Origin of the sequence: Pseudalkalibacillus sp. A8 (genome assembly GCF_045920555.1) — a bacterium.
GTDB lineage: Bacteria > Bacillota > Bacilli > Bacillales > Fictibacillaceae > Pseudalkalibacillus.
The window spans coordinates 4,188,811-4,207,596 of record NZ_CP174509.1 but is presented as its reverse complement, the minus strand read 5'-3'; the positions used below and the strand labels follow the sequence as shown (position 1 = coordinate 4,207,596).

Here is an 18,786-nt window from a genome sequence, read left to right as displayed (position 1 = left end):
TAAACATTTAGGATTGGAGTGTGTTTATAGTGATTGTAGCGGTTGGGTCAAAGAATCCGGCGAAAATTCAAGCGGTCCGATCGATCGTCGAGTCTCTCGAAGGGCAGGTAGAAGGGCTGGATGTTCCGTCGCTTGCCTCGTCACAGCCATTTTCAGATTCAGAAACGAGAAAAGGGGCGATCAATCGGGCGAAAGCTTGCATCGATAAAGGGTACAAACTCGGTTTAGGACTTGAAGGCGGCGTGGTGGATTCTGAAGATGGTCTCTTTTTGTGTAATTGGGGAGCACTTGTAACCGAAGAGCTTGGTACATATGTTGCTAGCGGGGCGAAGATTCTTCTTCCTAAGGAAATCAGCGACCCGGTTCGCTCTGGCATAGAACTAGGTGATGTCATGGCTGATTACACGAAACAAAGAGATGTACGGAAGAAGGAAGGTGCAATCGGGATTTTTACCGATGGCTGGATCACCCGTGAAGAAATGTTCGCCCATATCGTTCGCCTCTTGTTCGGTCAGTATCAATTTTATAAAAAGTGAACATAAAAAAGGGGCTGACCCATAAGTGTCTGACACTTTTTTTGGGGTCATCCCCTTCCTTTTATTCTTCTTCAAATACATAAGATAACGCTTGTAACGCTTGATCGAAGTTTTCCACAGTTGCCGTCGCTTTATTCGATAATTCTTTTAATGCGTGATGGAGGGATCCATCTCTGACCAGGATAAGTGGTTTATTCAATGCAAGCGCAGTGGAAGCATCCATCGCCGTATTCCATTGCTTGTAGCTATCACCAAAAAACGCGAGAACAACATCTGACTTGGAAAGCAAAATCTCGGTCCTTAAATTATTGAAGTCAGAGGCTTTATCATCTTTAATGATCTTATTTGGTTGTTCCCCTAAGATCTCTTCACCGATGTCATCTGATCGGCTGTGGTTAGTCATCGGATTAACAAAAGTGATCGGAAGATTCATCTTTTCAGCTTTCTGTTTTACTTCATCTCGCCAATTATCATGGATTTGTCCTGCTAGATATACCGTTAGATTCACTGTATCACTCCTTTATTGATCTATAACTATAGTAACATGAACATTTTGAAAAATTCCTGTAATTCGTCTTGTATGTTCATAGGATATTAAGGGGATGATGATGGCTGAGACTAGAAACTGGGGTAATTTTTATGAAAAAGCGTTATTTAATTATTTTATCAATCCTAATTGTATCTGTAATTTGCATTTGGGTAGTTTATGAAGCTACTCCATTTTGGCATGAAAAGCAAAAAGTCATCACAGTCAAGGAAGGCGATTCTCTACAAAAGGTAGCAGAACAACTGGAATCGGAAAAAGTGATCAAAAACAAAATGTTTTTCTTGTTGTATGGGAAGCTAAATGACTTCGATGGGCAGGTAAAGGCAGGAAAACATCAGGTTTCGAGCACGCAATCCATCCCATCTATATATAATGAGTTTTTGAAATCCCCGGTTGAAAAAGGGATTGAAGTGACTTTTCCGGAAGGCTTCACAATTGAACAGATTGCAGCCCGGCTTGAAAAACACGGTCTAGTGACCAAAACAGAATTTTTAAAACTTGCAGAATCCGGTGAGAGAGTCAACCACCCAATCGTACAGAAGCTTAAGGATGACAAAGATATCCAATACAAATTAGAGGGCTACTTGTTCCCGGATACCTACTACTTTCAAAAAGGCGTCATTCCAAGTGAGATTATTGAAAAAATGCTGGATCGTTTTGAACAGGTACGTAATGAGCTCGATCCTGATTCAAGTCAACAGTTGGAGAAATGGGTGACACTGGCGTCCATCGTTGAAAAAGAGGCTGTCGTCGATAAAGAGAGAGACTTGATTGCCGGAGTATTCCAGAACCGTTTGGAGGATGACTGGAAATTGCAATCATGTGCCACGGTCCAATATGTTCTTGATAAACCGAAAGAACGCCTTCTATATAAAGACCTGGAAGTGGAAAGTCCGTATAATACATACATTAATGATGGACTTCCTCCAGGACCGATCGGGAATCCGGGGAAAAAATCGCTGGAAGCCAGTTTGAATTCGAAAAAGCATGATTATTACTTTTTTGTTGTAAAAGCGGATGGATCGGGTGAACACCATTTTTCGAAGACGTTTAAGGAACATCAACAACATACCGATCATAAAGGGAATTGGTAGGTGGGAGTTGGTTCATTTTGCTGTTGATAGAATCGTTTTGTAGATAATTTCGATTTTTTGCGTTTACCCCCTTATTTTTGTAGATAATCAAGTACTCATCAAATTCAAATCTTCAGTGGAGTTCCCAGGAACACGTTCTGGAACGTGAAGATGAAAAAACTCACTTTCCGTGTGAGTTTTTAATCCATTTTTAAGGCTGTTTTGTATAGATTGTTGTTTTTTAAAATTGGGAAATATACTCGCTTTCCGCGGGCAATCTGCAAGCCTCCTCAGCTCACTTGCACAGGATGTGCTGGCTTCGACGTTCACCACAGGACGTGGTGGTTGATAGTCGAAGATCCTTAAATCGCTGCGGAGTGTCGAGAATTTCGCTATAAAAAATCAACATACAAAGCCTAAAAGAAAAGGGCACACCCCAAAGAATTGTGGTGAGCCCTTGAACTTTCTCTATTTATCTTTTATGTTCTTGTTAGTTTGATCCTCATTCCTTTTCGAGTGATCCTCTTCCTAAGTAACTTCTTCTAAAGCTGAATCCTCTGCAACAGCGGCTTCAGCTTTATAATCGTGTTCTCTTTCATGCTCTTCAGTAGTCATCCCGTCGGATTCATAATCAAATGAACCTACAGGGTCTAGATTTTCGCTGATCAAATTGAATTGTCCAACTTCGTCTTGAAGAAGCATGGCTATATTTTGAAGTTCGTTTGCAGCATTGTTAACTTCATTGATTGCTTCTTTCTGATGGATACTTGATGCACTTACTTGTTCAGAAGCAGCAACAGATTCTTGTGAAATCGCGCTTACTTCTTGAAGTTTTTCAGATAATGCTGTATTCGAGCCTTGGACTTCACTGATCGCTTCACGCACTTGCTGGATACGAGCATTGATACCTGTTACATTATCCGCGATTTTCGTGAACGCTTGCTTCGTACGATCAACTGAAGTCTGCTGCTCAGTACGGTAATAGTCGAATTGTTCAGCCTCATTTGAGCGCTTTTCCATTTGCTCGGACATTAAAGTAATAAGCTTATAAATATTCTGGGCTTCTGATTTCGAACGTTCTGCAAGCTTTCGGACCTCTTGAGCTACCACTGCGAACCCTCTGCCTGCATCCCCAGCTCTTGCTGATTCGATTGCTGCATTCAAAGCAAGCAGGTCGGTGCTGCCTGCAATACCTTTGATGGTATCGACAATGGAACCGATTTGTTGGGAATGCTGGTTTGCCTCTTGTACCTGGTGAATCAAATGGTTTGCAAGCCCAAGGAATTCATCAGAGCTCTTACCAAGGTTCTCAACAATCTTAAGGCCTCTTTTCCTTCTTCTTCAGTTGCTTGAGAATCTTGACTGATTTGAAGGCTGTATTTAGCTGTTTCATCAATTGAAGAGGTCACCCGGGAAATCAACTCAGTACTCTCATGTAAATGGTCAGCTTGGACTTGAGCACCAGCAGAAACCTGTTGGATTGCTTCATTGACTTCTTCTGTTTGTGCGGTTGTTTCTTCAGAAATAGCAGCTAGGTGCTGAGATGAAGAAGAAAGCTGCACAGAAGCGGTGTTAACTTCTTGCATCGCTTTCTGCACCATTTCAGCCATCAAGTTGAATGTACTTGCAAGCTCTCCCATCTCATCTTTCTGTTCAACGTTGACACGATGACCAAGATGGCCTTCACCAATGACTGTTGCCCCTTCTTTTAGGCCGGTGATCGAAGAAGTGATCGTCCTGGTCAGCCAGAATCCTAATGACCCGCTTGCCGCTAAAATGATTAAACTCAGGATGATCAAAATCCATAAAAGGATTGTCCCCAATCGTTTCTGATCAGCACTTAAGCTTTGGTTTTCAGCAATGACCTCTTTTTCAACATTTTCAATCGTTTTTTGGAGGTTCATACCAATCTCTTCAAAATCAACGACAGTTTGTTGGATTTGACCCTCGTAACCTTTACGGTGTCCATGGCACTGGTATAAGCTAAAAGATTAGAATTGAACCCTGATGTTTGCTTCGGTTCTAAATCTGCGGAACGGCTGCTTTCTTCAAAGATTCAAGTTGATCATTATATCGGTTTTCATCCGTAGATGTCCCTGTTAAAAAGTATTGTTTCTCTAAAATACGAAGCTCATAGAATTCATTCAATAATACCGGATTGATGGATCCAAGCAGCTTACTCATGGCATCTGCTTTTTCATTAAGAATGGCTTGCATACTGTCTATATCTGAAACAAGCTTTGAGGAGTCGACGAAGGAAGACTCATTTCTACCTACTTCATCAGCGATTTCTTTAAAAGAGGCTGAAAATTGGTTGTTATCTTCTTGTATCTTGTTGATATGTTGTAGAAGTTCGGAAAGTTTCGCAGTGATCTCTTGAGCTGAGGCTTCATAAGTTGTCCGTAAAAACTCTTGTTCAAGTTTTCTGATATACGAAAATTCACTGTTGACTGAGATGGTGTCCGTAGAAAGTTGTTGTAGTCGTTGTTGCTTATCATTCATGCTTTGAGTCATGAAAACGTAAAACATTGAAAACACAAATAAAATTACAATTCCTACGACAGCCATAATTAACATGAGCCGAACTTTATTCTTGATTGACAGCTGAAGGTTATCCTTGAGCAATTGCAGCATGCTTTCTCCCCCTTGGTTCCTCTGCACTAGCTATTCACCGCTCTACTTTATGGATTGAAACGACTTTGTATATAATAGAGATAGAGTTTAGAAATAGCTCATTTATTTTCCTTACTTTTATTATCGTAGAATGTTAAAAAATCTTAATACTTTTTACGATAGAATTTTGTAAACACAAGCATTAAAGAAACCTGTCGATCAAAAGCCAGGATTCAAAAAAAAAACGGAGGTAAGTCTTTTGAAATCATTTTTAAGGAAAAAAGGGGTATCTCTATCATTACATACGTATTTTGTGACAGCGCTTAGCTATATGGCATTAGGACTCTTCTCCTCTCTGATCATCGGACTTATTTTACAAACAGCGGGTGAGTTATCTGGTTCCTCGTTCTTCATGGAGATGGGGAGTTTGACGATGAGTTTGATGGGACCTGCAATCGGGGTTGCAATTGCATACGGTCTGAATGCCCCTCCACTTGTTTTATTTTCAACTGTTATTGCAGGGGCTGCTGGGAGTGCCTTAGGGGGAGGTCCGGCAGGAAGTTATGTGGCAGCCCTATTTGCAGTAGAGTTTGGAAAAATGGTCTCGAAGGAAACGAAAGTGGACATCATTGTCACCCCATTTGTGACTGTGACCATCGGTTATCTCGTAGCCAAGTTCATCGGACCTCAAATATCCAGTGCCATGCAAAACTTTGGAGATCTCATCATGTGGGCGACAGAACAAAGACCTCTTGTAATGGGAATCCTTGTCGCCACCTTGATGGGACTAGCCTTGACAGCTCCGATATCCAGCGCGGCGATTGCGATCATGCTTGGTCTCGATGGACTTGCAGCAGGAGCAGCAACAATAGGTTGTGCTGCTCAAATGATCGGTTTTGCGACAGCAAGCTTCCGGGAGAATGGATGGGGAGGATGGATCGCTCAAGGTATCGGAACCTCTATGCTGCAGGTTGCAAACATTGTTAAAAAGCCAGCTATCCTTATTCCGCCCACAATTGCTGGAATGGTCCTGGCACCATTCGGAACGGTAGTATGGGTAACATCCAATATTGCTGAAGGTGCGGGTATGGGGACAAGTGGGTTTGTTGGCCAGATCATGACCTTCCGTACGATGGGCTTTACTTTTGAAACTTTACTCATTGTTTTGTTCTTGCACTTTATTGGACCAGCCGTCATCTCTCTTGTAATATCAGAATGGATGAGAAAAAAAGGGATCATCCAAGATGGAGATATGAAAATCGAGTATTAACATTGGAGGTTATTTAATTGAAAACAATCAAAACAAACGATGACTGGAATGCTGCCATACAATCTGATAATGCAATCATCATGTTTTCTGCTGTCTGGTGTCCTGATTGTGTGATTGTACAACCGATTATGCGAGAGATAGAGGAAGAGTATGATGAGTTTGATTATTTTTATGTAGACCGTGATGAACATATTGAATTATGCCAGGAGCTAGATATTTTCGGGATTCCGAGTTTTCTTGCCTATCGAAATGGAAAAGAGGTCGGCCGCTATGTGGACAAGCAACGTAAATCCAAAGAGCAAATTGAGGATTTCCTCCAATCCATCGGATAAAAAGTGACTTTTCCCCTTTCTGGTGTTACAATTTACTATTAGAGATTCATGTCTTAATTGTCATTTAGAAAGGGTGAACGTTGTGGCAAAAGTAGAGGTTGACCACAGTAAATACGCAGGTATTCGGTTCGATATAGAAAATGAGGATGTCATCCTTGTAGATATACTAGAAACCATTCCATATGAATATGTAGGGAAGGATACTTTAGTGACGATCCCGACAACAGAATTCACATCTGTTTGTCCTTGGTCTGGACTTCCGGATTTCGCAGAGTTTCACATTAGCTATATTCCGAATGAAAAACTCGTAGAAATGAAATCCTTGAAGTATTACCTCACTTCTTACCGAAATGTTGGAATCTATCAGGAGCATGCTACAAATCGTATTCTTGATGATCTTGTACAATTACTTGATCCAAAAGAAATGAAAATAACTGCGATCTGGAATGCACGTGGTGGATTAGGAACTGAAGTCGTAGCAGAATATAAAAAAGATAACAAATAACTCTGGGGTCGAGCCCTAAGTGTAACCCAGGGGGTTGATCCATAAGTGCCTGACACTTCGCTTTGGTCAATCCCTTTTTCTGTTTTTCAAAAAGGATTAGTTGATTTTGCAAAATTCACTCCCTTTACGCGGGCTAAAGAAAAGTTTAAACGCCTGATCAGCCACGAAGGTCACTGGAAGTCCGACGAGGAGGCTCGAACCAAACAAAGTTCGGTTCTGCGTGGGCTTACACATAAGATGTGAATCAATGTGTTGCCGCCGCAGGAGGTCTGAAGTGATCCGAGTGGTTGGGCGTTGGAGCTGGACAACACCACTCTGCATCCAAGCTGTGGGGTCTCGCCTGGCCCGCTTTTCCCGCAGGAGTGTCGGGAATTTCGCTTAAAAAAATTCTATTAACCAAAAATAATACTAAAAAGAGCGAGGATTCCGCCTAGAAAGGAGGATGTCGGATGGAACCAATTGAATTGAAACGTATACTTGAGAAGAAATTAGGTACCGATGATCGTTCGTTCATCTACAATGCAAAGGAAAAAACATTGCGAATTGAGGAAAAGGGAACAGGTAAAGGGATTACACTGTCGCTTCCTGGATTGACAGCAAAATACGAAGAGCGTAAAGATGATGCGATCGACGAAATCATCTATCACGTTGATGAACTATTTTCAGTCATGAATCAAAATCAATCGTTAGACGGGAATCAGAAAGCGATATTTCCAGTGATCCGATCGACATCTTTCCCGACTGAACATAATGGAGAGCCGCTGGTGTTTGAAGAGCACACAGCTGAAACCCGGATTTTTTATGCACAAGATCTGGGGAATTCATATCGATTGTTGACAGAAAAAATGCTTGAAGGTGAAGGATGGAATTTGCAACAACTGAGAGAAATCGGAAGGTTCAACCTACGGTCACTTGATTGTTCAATGAAGGAAGACCAAGTAGCAGGAAATACATTCTACTTCATCAATCACAATGATGGATATGATGCAAGCCGTATCTTGAATCAACAACTCCTTGACAGCATGCAGAAAAAAGTGGATGGGACGCTAGCTGTGACTGTTCCGCATCAAGATGTGCTGATTTTTGCCGATATCAAAAATGAACAGGGATACGATATTCTCGGTCAAATGTCCATGCATTTCTTTTCAAATGGAAGAGTCCCTGTTACTGCATTACCTTTCCTTTATGAAAATGGAGAATTTGAACCAATATTCATACTCGCAAAAACGAAGCCGGAAAAATCCGAATAGATATTGATGAAAGGGGAAAACCCGAATGGTGAATGTACATTATAATCAAAATGGAGTTGGGGATGTATTACTCGTTTCTGTAGATGCAGGTACAGTTTCAGAACGCGATTATAATAAAAATGGGGAAGTAATAAGATTATTTGATAAAAATAACGGCCGTACACTTGGCTATAATATTTTTAATGCCTCTCACCACTTTGCACTTTCTGGAGATGGGAAAATCGAAGTAACTGAAACACTTGTCAATGAAATCAACCAGTTTTTAAGGAAGAATGGTGTAGAAGAAACGATTGAATATGATGCACGTCCTGATTTCATTGTCGGGCATGTGGATTCAAAAGAAAAGCATCCTGATGCAGATAAGCTGAGCATTTGTAAAGTGAACATCGGTGATGAAGTCTTGCAGATCGTATGCGGAGCGCCTAATGTTAATAAGGATCAGAAGGTGGTTGTAGCACGTGTCGGTGCTGTAATGCCTAGTGGTATGCTGATTAAAGATGCTGAACTTCGCGGTGTCCAATCCTCTGGTATGATTTGTTCGGCCAAAGAATTGGATCTTCCAGACGCACCCCAAGAAAAAGGGATACTCGTATTAAGCGGGGACTATCAAGTTGGCGAAGATTTTTTCAGGCAAAACTAGTAAATAAAGCAGAGAGCAACCAGAATTCCTCCTGGTTGTTTTCTACTACTTATTTACCTTTTTTAAGGAAGAAGGATAAGGAATATGTTTTATTCTTGACGATCCCCCTTTAATAGATGAGGGAATAATCTTATAGTACCTTTTAAGCTCGAATTATTTAGGAATATAAAAGAAATTTTTAAAAAAGGTGAATGTATAAAATGTCTAAATGGTTGAAAAAAATGATGGATTTGATATTCGATGAGGAAGAAGACATTGAGGGAGATAAGCCGGACAAAAGGAGAGCTTCCAAAACAACTTCTGAATTTAAAAGGATAGGGAAGTCAGTCGGCCGAATCACAACGGCTAAGGGCTCGTTTGAACCTAAAATGAGACACCAATATCCTAAAGATGGCAATTTCCGTTTTCCAGTCATACCCGACGAAAAGGATAGGAAGGATTCCTATAATGGTCTGAATAGAAACGAGAGAGTAAAGTCGCAAGATCAACTAGAGAAACAATTGAATAATAATGAGGCCGAACAACAACGAAAGGAAAAAAGGCAGCATAGCCATAGACGAAGCGATAGCAGGGTTAAACAAGCGGGAGAGAGACCAAAGTTTACTGGAGAAAATTTTAAACCTACTGAAATTCCTTCTCCAATTTATGGATTTGGAAGCCGACCTGAAATATTTCCACCGGAAATTGGCCCGGAAAGTGCCGGCAGCATTTCTAGTAAAAAACAAAATACAGAATCAATGCATGAACCAGGTTATGAAGCATTTCAGGTGATTTCTGAAATGAGACAAGCCCGATTTTTAAATGAAACTGATCCTATTGAATCAGAAAAGCAAGCAACACCAATTCTAGGTTGGGATTTCAAGCAAGAATCAAAATCGGACAATGAACAAGCTGAGGAATCAGAATGGCAGTCTGAAAGCACAGAAGAACAAACCAATCTTGCAGCAGAAGAAGTAATGGAACCAGCTCACATTACTTTCAATGAAACAGATATACAACAAGAAAGTAATGAAGAGTCAGTCGGAGAACCAGAAGAATTAACAAATCACACTGAATCAATCCATACATATGACAATAAAACGAATAGTACACAGGAAACTCCGGAAAACAATGAAAATGGATTTGAAGATTCAAATCTCCAGATGGAACGGTCGGAGATACAAGAAAAGAAGAAGAGCCCGATACCATTCAATGTTATGATGTTGCAGCGCGATAGACAATCAAGGAGAACTCCTCCAAAGGAAAAGGATTCTGATTTCAGTTCCATAAAACCTGAACAAGCAGTAAGTAGCGAATATATATTTCCATCTGCGAGTCTGTTAGATCGTGAAATTCAGGAGATTAATGATGATGATGAAACGTGGCTAAATGATCAAATTAAATTATTGCAGTCTACTCTTCATAACTTCAATGTGAAAGCGACTGTCGTTGGAGCGACGAAAGGTCCTTCAGTAACAAGGATTGAAGTTCAGCCTGCACCGGGCGTAAAAGTGAATAAGATTACGAATCTTTCTGATGATATCAAGTTGAGCCTTGCAGCGAAGGATATAAGGATGGAGGCACCAATCCCTGGCAGGAATGCAATCGGAATCGAGGTACCGAATAAAGTTAGCAAATCGGTGACTCTCCGGGAAATTATCGCTCATCCTAATTTTGCAAAAAGCTCATCCCCGCTTTCTGTAGCATTGGGACTTGATATATCAGGGAATCCGGTCGTGACGGATCTCCAGAAAATGCCGCATGGATTAATTGCTGGTGCTACTGGATCCGGTAAAAGTGTATGCATCAATTCGTTGCTGATCAGTATTTTATATAAGGCACATCCAGACGACGTAAGATTGATGTTGATCGACCCTAAAATGGTTGAGCTTGCACCGTACAATCACTTACCTCACCTGGTAACGCCAGTCATAACGGATGCAAAGGAAGCGACGCTAGGTCTGAAGTGGGCAGTCGATGAAATGGAACGTCGATACGAATTGTTTGCGAAAACCGGTGTAAGGGATATGGAACGCTTCAACAAACTAGTGAAAGAAAAAGGGGAGCCTGATCAAAAACTCCCATATGTAGTCGTAGTCATTGATGAGTTGGCAGACCTTATGATGGTCTCCCCACAAGAAGTGGAAGATTCGATTTGCCGGATCGCACAAAAAGCCCGCGCTTGTGGAATCCATCTACTATTAGCAACTCAGAGGCCTTCCGTCGATGTCATAACCGGACTGATCAAAGCGAACATCCCGACACGGATCGCATTCTCTGTATCTTCATCCGTGGACTCAAGAACGATCATCGATACAAATGGTGCAGATAAGCTGCTCGGAAAAGGAGATATGCTCTTTCTTGGCAATGGTGTATCGAAACCTGTCCGAGTACAGGGGAATTTTGTATCTGATGAGGAAATCGAGCGGATCACTGAGCATGTCAAAGGCCAACGGGAGCCAGATTATTTATTTGAAAAAGAAGAACTGGTACAAAATACGATGGCTTTTGAACAAAATGATGAGTTATTTGATGAGGCGTGCGAATTTGTGTTTGAGCAAGGTGCTGCTTCTTCTTCCGCCTTACAGAGAAGGTTCCGTATCGGTTATAATCGAGCAGCCAGGTTAGTCGATATGATGGAGTCTCGCGGCATCGTTTCAGAAGCGATGGGAAGTAAACCGCGTAATGTATTAGTATCAAAGCAAGAATTTTATGATCAAGTTAGTAAGTGATTCTAATCCAAAAAGACTACCGGTAACATGATTTTATCAGCAATCTTTCCGGATTCAAGATAGTCTTGAGTTACTGGTAGTCGTTTTATATGATAAACTAATGGTTATCTTATAGGTATTGGAAGTACATAAAGGAATAGGTGCAATCGTATGGATATGAAAGAAATCGAATTGAAAATGCAAGGAAAAATCAAAAGACTGACGAACAACACCTTCAAGTTCGATGAACGTGTCGCTGAAGGATGGTTTTCGGCTGTATACTTCTTGAAAACATGTGAAATCGCGGAAGCACAGCGATCGGATAATATTGTGAAAATGCAGTTCTTCCAGAAGAAGCATGCAGTACTCTGTGGAACGGACGAAGCAATTGCATTGATCAAGACATTTGCAAAAAATCCGGAAGATTTAGAGATCTACTCACTTAAAGACGGTGACAAAATCGAACCATATGAAACCGTCTTGACGATAGAAGGCCCTTACCAAAATTTCGGGTTCCTGGAAGGGCTTATTGACGGAATGCTTGCCAGAAGAACTTCAGTGTCTACGAATGTGTATAACGTGGTTAAAGCGAGCAGCACATCAGGGGTTCAAAAGCCGGTCATTTTCATGGGTGACCGAGATGATCACTTTACACAGCAAGCTGGTGATGGTTATGCTGCTTACATCGGAGGTTCAACAGCGCAAGCGACACACGCAATGAATGAATGGTGGGGGAAACGCGGAATGGGTACAATGCCGCATGCGCTCATACAGTTATTCGAAGGAGACGTGGTAGCAGCTACCCATGCTTACCATGAACAGTATCCCGAGGACGAATTGATTACATTGGTTGATTATAATAATGATGTCGTCACGGATTCTTTGAAAGTGGCTAGAGAGTTCGGCAGCCTATTGAAGGGTGTACGTATTGATACTTCCAGGACACTGGTAGATCAATATTTCTGGAGAAATCAAGATGAGCTTGGGACATTTGACCCAAGGGGTGTCAATCCTGAATTGATTTTCGCATTGAGAAAAGCTTTGGATGAGGAAAGATTCCACCATGTGAAAATCGTTGTAAGCGGTGGATTCACTGAGGATCGTATAAGGGAATTCGAAGAACGTCAAGTACCGGTGGACATTTATGGTGTAGGAAGTTCTTTATTGAAGATCCACATCGGTTTTACTGGGGACAATGTTTTATTAAATGGAAAAAGGGAAGCAAAGAAAGGACGTAAGCACCGTCCGAATCCAAGACTTGAGAAAGTAGAATAGGCTAATATAATGATATATTGGTCTAAAGAGTATGTTTTTGATATAATGTTAAAATGGGTTTTATGCCTAAGAGGGGAACTAGCCCCATTTAACTGGTTTAGGCATATAATAACGATAGAAAATTAGTAACGATTCCAGATTAGTTGGAGGTTCGTTTTATGACAACTTATCATTTTGTTGGGATTAAAGGGACTGGTATGAGTCCATTGGCACAGATTCTTCATGACATGAAGTATGACATCCAAGGATCTGACATTGAACAATACATCTTTACCCAACAAGCATTAGAAGAACGAGATATCCCAGTGTTACCGTTTGGAGCGGATAACGTAAAATCCGACCAAGTGGTTATTGCAGGTAATGCATTTCCGAATGACCATGAAGAAGTAGCTAAAGCAACTGAATTAGGAGTTCCTGTTTACCGTTATCACCACTTTCTCGGTGAGTTCATCAAGAAATTCATCAGTGTGGCGGTTACCGGTTCACATGGTAAAACTTCTACGACCGGGTTGTTAGCACATGTTTTAGGAGCAGCAAAACCTACGTCGTATTTGATCGGTGATGGATCTGGAAGGGGTAAAGAAGATAGTGAGTACTTCGTTTTTGAAGCATGTGAATATCGACGCCACTTTCTTTCATATGAACCATCTTATGCGATCATGACAAATATAGATTTTGATCATCCAGACTATTTTAAAGATGTAAATGATGTATTCGATGCATTCCAATCGATGGCACTGCAGGTTCAGAAAGGAATCATTGCCTGCGGGGATGATCCATATTTACAACAAATGCAAGCTAAAGTACCCGTCATGTTCTATGGCATGAATGAAAACAACGATTTCCAAGCAGGGAATATCCAGGTAAATGAGAAAGGAACCACATTTGATGTGTTTGTAAGGAATTCATATTATGAAACTTTCTCGATTCCAGGATATGGGACACACCATGTACTTAATGCCTTGTCTGTTATCGCCCTTTGCCACTATGAACAAGTGAATGTCAATATTTTGAAAGAGCAGCTTGCTACTTTTAAAGGTGTGAAAAGACGGTTTACAGAAAAGAAGATCGGTCAACAGGTTCTGATTGATGATTATGCCCATCACCCAACGGAAATCAAAGCTACAATCGAATCTGCAAAACAGAAATATCCTGACAAAGAAGTAGTTGCGATCTTCCAACCACATACGTACACAAGGACTCAGACGTTCTTGACTGAATTTGCGGATAGCTTGAATCAGGCTGACGCAGTGTATCTGTGTGATATATTCGGTTCTGCAAGGGAAAACTCAGGTGATTTGAAGATTGAAAACCTGCAAGAACGGATACCGAATTCAAATATCATAGGGGAAGATACAATCGATCTTTTATCACAGCATGCCAATAGTGTACTCCTATTCATGGGTGCAGGTGACATACAAAAATATCAAAGAGCATATGAAAGTCAATTAGCTTCATAAGGAAAGCGACCTAAGAGACGGAAATCCAGTCTTTTGAGGTCGCTTTTCTTGTTTTAAAAGATTTGGGATAAACGTAAAGGCGTTATCTGGTATGAAAAAATATGAATCAAGGGCCTGAAAATGAGAAAAACAGAAAACGGGGTACTCAAAGGAGGGCTTTGACACCCTGAAAATGAGAAAAACGGAAAACGAGGTACTTATAGAAGGGTGATGAGACCATCAAAACGACTTACTCAAAGTTTAAAAACATCAATATAAAAAAGGGCGAATTTTGATCGATCAGATTCAGCCCTTATCCTTTCACTTCAAATTCTCTGGATTGAGCGGTTCAAGTTCTGGTAATACGAAACGGCCGTCTTTTCTGACAAGGACGCCGTCGAAATAGATTTCTCCCCCACCATAATCAGGACGTTGGATGTTCACCAGATCCCAGTGGATATTAGAGTCATTCCCGTTGAACGCTTCCTTATAGCATTGGCCTGGTGTAAAGTGGAAGCTTCCATCAATCTTCTCGTCAAAAAGAATATCCTGCATTGGTGTTTGGATATATGGGTTTACCCCGATTGCGAACTCACCAATATAACGTGCACCATCGTCTGTATCAAGAATCTTGTTCAATCGTTCTGTATCATTTGATCTAGCGTCGATGATCTTCCCGCCTTTGAATGTGAAACTGACATTGTGGAAGACGAACCCTTGATATGGGGACGGAGAGTTGAATGTAATTGTTCCATTCACAGAGTCACGGACTGGTGCAGTGTATACTTCACCATCAGGCAAGTTTTTATGGCCAGCAGATGTGACAGATGGGATATTTTTAATGGAAAAAGTCAGGTCTGTTCCTGGTCCCTTGATATGTACCCGATCTGTACGGTTCATCAGCTCTTCAAGCGGTCCCATCGCTTCAAGCATTTTGCTGTAGTCGAGGTTACATACATTGAAGAACAGGTTTTCAAACGCGTATGTACTCATATCAGCAAGCTGGGACATGGATGGTGTCGGGTAACGGAGTACACACCACTTGGTTTTCGGGATTCTGAGTCCATGATGGACAGACTTGTAAACTTTCCTTTGATACAGCGCCATTTTTTCAGAAGGAACATCAGAAAGTTCTGAAATGTTATCGCCAGAGCGGATCGCAACATAAGCATCCATTTCCTTCATAATCGTTTCTTCAAATTTGCCTTGCAATTCTAACTGCTCTTCTTTTGCTTCCATAAGCAAAGCGCGTTGAGTTGTTTCATCCTTGATGGTTACAAAAGGGAAGCCTCCCGCTTTATAAGCTTCTTCTACCAGGGCATTGACGAGTTCCTGTTGATAACCCGTATTTTCAATCAATACTTTTTCGCCTGGCTGAAGATCTACCGAGTATGTAATGATGTTGTTCGCCAAAGCCTGTATTCTTGGATCTCTCATCTGAAATTGCCTCTCCTTTTTATAGAATTTGTTATTTCCCACCTACTATTGTACTTTATTTTAAGATTAGAAAAAAGATAGGAGGATTGTTGATTCTAGACAGCGAATTTGATAAAAAGGTTTAAAGTTTAGGCTCTGTTATACTTGATTGTTGATTTTTGCGAAATTCGCGACATTCCTGCGGGAAATCGCGCCAGGCGAGACCCACGCTATAAAAGGATCTTCGAGTATAATAATGAACTTCGACTAAATACCACCACGTCCTGCGCCTGCGGTTACTCGGCGCAAAACTACAAGGATGGAATGTAAGTCCGTGGTCTTGTGGTGAACGTCGAAGCCAGAAGCTTCTAAGAATTCTCATCGCAGACACGAAAATGATTTCATTTTTGTGTTGACATCCATGTGCAAGTTAGGAGGCTTGCGGATCACCCGCGGAAAGGGAGCGAATTCAGCTAATAGCATTTTCTATTAGAAATCAAAATTAAAATATAACAAGGCTAAAGTTTAATGAATACGTGTATTGGGAAATGTAATACTAAACAGGAGGTGGTATGCGATATGGAAATAATCTTGTATTTAAGTGTAGCTTTAATTGCAGTAGCGTTTACAGTGTTAGTCGTTTTTATTTCTAAGACATTGAAATCCCTTCAACAAACTTTGACGAATGTTGCAAAAACGTTGGACGGATTAGAAAACCAACTAGATGGAGTATCGAGAGAAACAACGGATTTGTTACATAAAACCAACCGTTTAGCAGACGATATCCAGCATAAGTCTGAATCTTTGAACTCCGTATTCCATGGTGTACGAGAAATTGGAGACAGTCTATCAAATGTGAGTCATTCTGTTAAAAACGTGTCTACTCGTATTGCAAGAGAAGGGGAACGAAGGTCGGATACAGTTTCTCAGGTGGTGCAATGGAGTAATGCGGCTTTAGATGTTTGGGAAAAATGGCAATTAAGAACTAAAAAATATGGTAGAACGACAGAACCAAAATAGAGGAGGATGTTCATATGCAAACGACAGACAAAAATGTTCAAAACCAATCTTCAACAATTGACACGAAGGATTTTCTCATCGGATCTTTGATCGGTGGAATCGTCGGTGCTACTACGGCTCTTCTACTTGCACCTAAATCCGGTAAAGAATTACGTACGGACCTGAATGATCAAGCTACTCAATTGAAGGGCAAGAGTACGGAGGTTGCTACAATGGCTAGAGAGAAGTCTTCTACTTTGGCACAAAACGTAAGCAACCAAACTTCTCAGGCAGCAAACAAAGTAAGGGAAATCTCGACTTCTGCCCGTGATAACATCAACAAATGGAGAAACAAAGATAACGAGATGACGCAGCTTGAAGAGGAATACAACGAAGGCAAAGCAGATGCAATAGAAGATGCTATGCAAACACCGAACAGCCAATTGAACGACATTGAGACAAACTATGAAGAAAAACACCCAAGCTCAACAAATAAATAATTCGATTTTGGAGAGGGGTTGACCCGACAACAAAGTGTCAGACACTTGGGGGTCAGCCCCTTAATTTTTATATTAAAGAGAGGTATCACCACTATGAATAAAATCCATTCCTGGGAAGAATTTAAATCGATAGATACTGCCAATCCTTTCTACTTCTTAAAGAACAGTACGACATGCCCGATCAGTCAATCTGCATATGAAGAAGCAGAGAAATTTGCAGAAGATCATCCTGACATGCCTTTTTACTTTCTGAATGTACAGGAATCTAGACCTCTATCCAACCAAATTGCGGATGAATTCAATATAAAACACGAATCACCTCAGATCTTCATGTTTTCTAATAATAAAGTTCTTTACCATGACACCCACTGGAGCATTACTTATAGTGCTTTAATGGATCAGGCGAAGAAACATGTTTCATGAACTGGGAGAAACGGTGTCAAAAATACACTATGCTAGACGGAAACTGATCATTAGACTAAACTAAGAGGTATACATTTTAGTTATATACATGCAGTAGGAAGTGAAATGATGAGCAATCAAGAATTGGATTATTTAAGAGATCAAATTGATCTAATCAATCTACAGTTAGTAGAGTTGATGAATAAACGTGCTGAAATTGTACAAGATATCGGGCATGTTAAAAAGAAACAAGGCGTTAATCGATTTGATCCTGTCCGAGAAAGAAATATGTTAGATAAAATCGCTGAACATAATCTGGGACCGTTTGAAACTTCAACATTACAACATATTTTCAAACAGATTTTCAAAGCGGCTCTTGAGCTTCAAGAGGATGATCATAGCCAAACACTCCTGGTTTCAAGAAAAAATCAACCTGAAAATTCAATTGTAGATGTGATGGGCGAAAAAATAGGGGACGGACAGCAGAGGATTGTTGCTGGACCTTGTGCCGTTGAATCCTATGAACAAGTGGATGCTGTAGCGGCAGCCGTCAAGAAACATGGAATCAAACTTCTGAGAGGCGGAGCGTTCAAGCCGCGTACTTCCCCTTATGACTTCCAAGGACTTGGAATGGAAGGGCTTAAAATCTTGAATAAGGTTGCAAGGAAGCACAATCTTGCAGTAGTCAGTGAAATCGTGAACCCAGCGGATCTTGAAGAGGCTCTTGAATATATTGATGTCATTCAAATCGGTGCTCGGAACATGCATAATTTCGAGCTTTTGAAGGAAGCAGGAAGGACCTCTAAGCCCGTTTTATTGAAACGCGGATTGGCAGCAACGATATCTGAATTTATGAATGCAGCAGAATACATCATGTCAAAAGGGAATGGCAATATCATTTTATGTGAACGGGGTATCCGGACTTATGAAAAGGCTACAAGGAATACACTGGATATTTCTGCAGTACCGATTCTCAAACAAGAAACCCACTTGCCGGTACTCGTAGATGTGACTCATTCAACTGGCAGGAGGGATATTCTGCTTCCAGTTGCAAAAGCAGCCTTAGCGATCGGTGCAGATGGCATCATGGCTGAAGTCCATCCAGATCCTGCAGTGGCACTATCGGATTCGGCCCAGCAAATGGACCTCCATCAATTCAATGAATTCGCTTCCGCTTTAAAAGAGACGAATCCCAAATTGATTTGACCGTTTAGTGAATTAATGTTGTACAATATTAGCAATTAGAGTAAAAAGTATTATTATTAGGAAGAATAATACTAACAATCCGTTTGGATACAA

General features: G+C 40.9%; 20 protein-coding genes. 15 read left to right on the top strand and 5 right to left on the bottom strand.

The genetic code is table 11. From position 1 onward, the window contains the following. Nucleotides 1–29 precede the first annotated feature (29 nt). Nucleotides 30–536, top strand: coding sequence for a DUF84 family protein (locus tag ACJROX_RS21560; protein WP_408007259.1), 507 nt, complete (start codon nucleotides 30–32; stop codon nucleotides 534–536). Nucleotides 537–597: 61 nt separating this feature from the next. Here ACJROX_RS21560 and ACJROX_RS21555 read toward each other — a convergent pair whose 3' ends face one another. Beyond that, nucleotides 598–1,044 (bottom strand): YtoQ family protein, encoded by a 447-nt coding sequence (locus ACJROX_RS21555; protein ID WP_408007258.1) that lies wholly within the window; start codon nucleotides 1,042–1,044, stop codon nucleotides 598–600. Nucleotides 1,045–1,175: 131 nt separating this feature from the next. Here ACJROX_RS21555 and mltG point away from each other — a divergent pair, with 131 nt between their 5' ends. Beyond that, on the top strand, nucleotides 1,176–2,177 hold the full coding sequence (mltG, locus tag ACJROX_RS21550; protein ID WP_408007257.1) for an endolytic transglycosylase MltG: 1,002 nt from the start codon (nucleotides 1,176–1,178) through the stop codon (nucleotides 2,175–2,177). Nucleotides 2,178–2,684: 507 nt separating this feature from the next. On the opposite strand, the gene ACJROX_RS21545 is transcribed toward mltG, so the two are convergent. The 3 genes from ACJROX_RS21545 to ACJROX_RS21535 form a co-directional block, all read right to left on the bottom strand. Further along, nucleotides 2,685–3,419 carry a methyl-accepting chemotaxis protein gene (locus ACJROX_RS21545; RefSeq protein ID WP_408007256.1) on the bottom strand — a complete coding sequence of 245 codons (735 nt, stop codon included), beginning with the start codon at nucleotides 3,417–3,419 and terminating at the stop codon, nucleotides 2,685–2,687. After that, nucleotides 3,416–4,060, bottom strand: a complete 645-nt coding sequence (locus ACJROX_RS21540) for a HAMP domain-containing protein (protein ID WP_408007255.1) — start codon at nucleotides 4,058–4,060, stop codon at nucleotides 3,416–3,418. Before ACJROX_RS21540 ends, ACJROX_RS21545 begins: the two co-directional genes overlap by 4 nt. A 118-nt stretch (nucleotides 4,061–4,178) precedes the next feature. Further along, nucleotides 4,179–4,790 carry a hypothetical protein gene (locus ACJROX_RS21535; protein ID WP_408007254.1) on the bottom strand — a complete coding sequence of 204 codons (612 nt, stop codon included), beginning with the start codon at nucleotides 4,788–4,790 and terminating at the stop codon, nucleotides 4,179–4,181. Between the two features lie 238 nt (nucleotides 4,791–5,028). On the opposite strand from ACJROX_RS21535, the gene ACJROX_RS21530 reads away from it, so the two are divergent. The 9 genes from ACJROX_RS21530 to murC all read left to right on the top strand — a co-directional run bounded on the left by ACJROX_RS21530 (nucleotide 5,029) and on the right by murC (nucleotide 14,191). After that, nucleotides 5,029–6,039, top strand: coding sequence for a PTS transporter subunit IIC (locus ACJROX_RS21530; protein WP_408007253.1), 1,011 nt, complete (start codon nucleotides 5,029–5,031; stop codon nucleotides 6,037–6,039). A gap of 17 nt (nucleotides 6,040–6,056) precedes the next feature. Further along, the gene (locus ACJROX_RS21525; RefSeq protein ID WP_408007252.1) at nucleotides 6,057–6,371 is read left to right on the top strand and encodes a thioredoxin family protein; all 315 of its coding nucleotides are present in this window, start codon (nucleotides 6,057–6,059) and stop codon (nucleotides 6,369–6,371) included. A gap of 82 nt (nucleotides 6,372–6,453) precedes the next feature. After that, complete coding sequence (gene queF, locus ACJROX_RS21520; RefSeq protein ID WP_408007251.1) at nucleotides 6,454–6,876, top strand: preQ(1) synthase; 423 nt, start codon at nucleotides 6,454–6,456, stop codon at nucleotides 6,874–6,876. Between the two features lie 45 nt (nucleotides 6,877–6,921). After that, the gene (locus ACJROX_RS21515; protein WP_408007250.1) at nucleotides 6,922–7,119 is read left to right on the top strand and encodes a hypothetical protein; all 198 of its coding nucleotides are present in this window, start codon (nucleotides 6,922–6,924) and stop codon (nucleotides 7,117–7,119) included. A gap of 206 nt (nucleotides 7,120–7,325) precedes the next feature. Further along, nucleotides 7,326–8,126 carry a DUF1444 domain-containing protein gene (locus ACJROX_RS21510; protein ID WP_408007249.1) on the top strand — a complete coding sequence of 267 codons (801 nt, stop codon included), beginning with the start codon at nucleotides 7,326–7,328 and terminating at the stop codon, nucleotides 8,124–8,126. Between the two features lie 28 nt (nucleotides 8,127–8,154). After that, complete coding sequence (gene ytpR / locus ACJROX_RS21505) at nucleotides 8,155–8,766, top strand: YtpR family tRNA-binding protein (protein WP_408011726.1); 612 nt, start codon at nucleotides 8,155–8,157, stop codon at nucleotides 8,764–8,766. A 200-nt stretch (nucleotides 8,767–8,966) separates the two neighbouring features. Then, a complete protein-coding gene (locus tag ACJROX_RS21500) occupies nucleotides 8,967–11,477 on the top strand; it encodes a DNA translocase FtsK (RefSeq protein WP_408007248.1) in 2,511 nt (836 codons plus the stop codon). Nucleotides 11,478–11,633: 156 nt separating this feature from the next. Further along, nucleotides 11,634–12,731: a nicotinate phosphoribosyltransferase gene (locus ACJROX_RS21495; protein ID WP_408011725.1), complete on the top strand. Its 1,098-nt coding sequence runs from the start codon at nucleotides 11,634–11,636 to the stop codon at nucleotides 12,729–12,731. A gap of 158 nt (nucleotides 12,732–12,889) precedes the next feature. Next, nucleotides 12,890–14,191, top strand: coding sequence for a UDP-N-acetylmuramate--L-alanine ligase (gene murC / locus ACJROX_RS21490; RefSeq protein WP_408007247.1), 1,302 nt, complete (start codon nucleotides 12,890–12,892; stop codon nucleotides 14,189–14,191). A gap of 300 nt (nucleotides 14,192–14,491) precedes the next feature. Here murC and ACJROX_RS21485 read toward each other — a convergent pair whose 3' ends face one another. After that, nucleotides 14,492–15,607 carry an aminopeptidase gene (locus ACJROX_RS21485; RefSeq protein WP_408007246.1) on the bottom strand — a complete coding sequence of 372 codons (1,116 nt, stop codon included), beginning with the start codon at nucleotides 15,605–15,607 and terminating at the stop codon, nucleotides 14,492–14,494. 558 nt (nucleotides 15,608–16,165) lie between these two features. Here ACJROX_RS21485 and ACJROX_RS21480 point away from each other — a divergent pair. The 4 genes from ACJROX_RS21480 to ACJROX_RS21465 all read left to right on the top strand — a co-directional run bounded on the left by ACJROX_RS21480 (nucleotide 16,166) and on the right by ACJROX_RS21465 (nucleotide 18,693). Beyond that, complete coding sequence (locus ACJROX_RS21480) at nucleotides 16,166–16,606, top strand: DUF948 domain-containing protein (RefSeq protein ID WP_408007245.1); 441 nt, start codon at nucleotides 16,166–16,168, stop codon at nucleotides 16,604–16,606. Nucleotides 16,607–16,620: 14 nt separating this feature from the next. Next, entirely contained in the window at nucleotides 16,621–17,085 is a 465-nt protein-coding gene (locus ACJROX_RS21475) for a YtxH domain-containing protein (RefSeq protein ID WP_408007244.1), read from the top strand. Between the two features lie 93 nt (nucleotides 17,086–17,178). Next, nucleotides 17,179–17,508 carry a bacillithiol system redox-active protein YtxJ gene (gene ytxJ / locus ACJROX_RS21470; protein WP_408007243.1) on the top strand — a complete coding sequence of 110 codons (330 nt, stop codon included), beginning with the start codon at nucleotides 17,179–17,181 and terminating at the stop codon, nucleotides 17,506–17,508. A 108-nt stretch (nucleotides 17,509–17,616) separates the two neighbouring features. Then, nucleotides 17,617–18,693, top strand: a complete 1,077-nt coding sequence (locus ACJROX_RS21465) for a bifunctional 3-deoxy-7-phosphoheptulonate synthase/chorismate mutase (protein WP_408007242.1) — start codon at nucleotides 17,617–17,619, stop codon at nucleotides 18,691–18,693. Nucleotides 18,694–18,786: the final 93 nt, after the last annotated feature.

What these genes read in the sequence shown, in the direction of transcription:
- ACJROX_RS21465 (WP_408007242.1), top strand. Translation starts at nt 17,617, where the DNA reads ATGAGCAATCAAGAATTGGATTATTTAAGAGATCAAATTGATCTAATC.
- murC (WP_408007247.1), top strand. Translation starts at nt 12,890, where the DNA reads ATGACAACTTATCATTTTGTTGGGATTAAAGGGACTGGTATGAGTCCA.
- ACJROX_RS21500 (WP_408007248.1), top strand. Translation starts at nt 8,967, where the DNA reads ATGTCTAAATGGTTGAAAAAAATGATGGATTTGATATTCGATGAGGAA.
- mltG (WP_408007257.1), top strand. Translation starts at nt 1,176, where the DNA reads ATGAAAAAGCGTTATTTAATTATTTTATCAATCCTAATTGTATCTGTA.
- ACJROX_RS21535 (WP_408007254.1), bottom strand. Translation starts at nt 4,790, where the DNA reads ATGCTGCAATTGCTCAAGGATAACCTTCAGCTGTCAATCAAGAATAAA.
- ytxJ (WP_408007243.1), top strand. Translation starts at nt 17,179, where the DNA reads ATGAATAAAATCCATTCCTGGGAAGAATTTAAATCGATAGATACTGCC.
- ACJROX_RS21540 (WP_408007255.1), bottom strand. Translation starts at nt 4,060, where the DNA reads ATGAACCTCCAAAAAACGATTGAAAATGTTGAAAAAGAGGTCATTGCT.
- ACJROX_RS21510 (WP_408007249.1), top strand. Translation starts at nt 7,326, where the DNA reads ATGGAACCAATTGAATTGAAACGTATACTTGAGAAGAAATTAGGTACC.
- ACJROX_RS21485 (WP_408007246.1), bottom strand. Translation starts at nt 15,607, where the DNA reads ATGAGAGATCCAAGAATACAGGCTTTGGCGAACAACATCATTACATAC.
- ACJROX_RS21480 (WP_408007245.1), top strand. Translation starts at nt 16,166, where the DNA reads ATGGAAATAATCTTGTATTTAAGTGTAGCTTTAATTGCAGTAGCGTTT.
- ACJROX_RS21495 (WP_408011725.1), top strand. Translation starts at nt 11,634, where the DNA reads ATGAAAGAAATCGAATTGAAAATGCAAGGAAAAATCAAAAGACTGACG.
- ACJROX_RS21475 (WP_408007244.1), top strand. Translation starts at nt 16,621, where the DNA reads ATGCAAACGACAGACAAAAATGTTCAAAACCAATCTTCAACAATTGAC.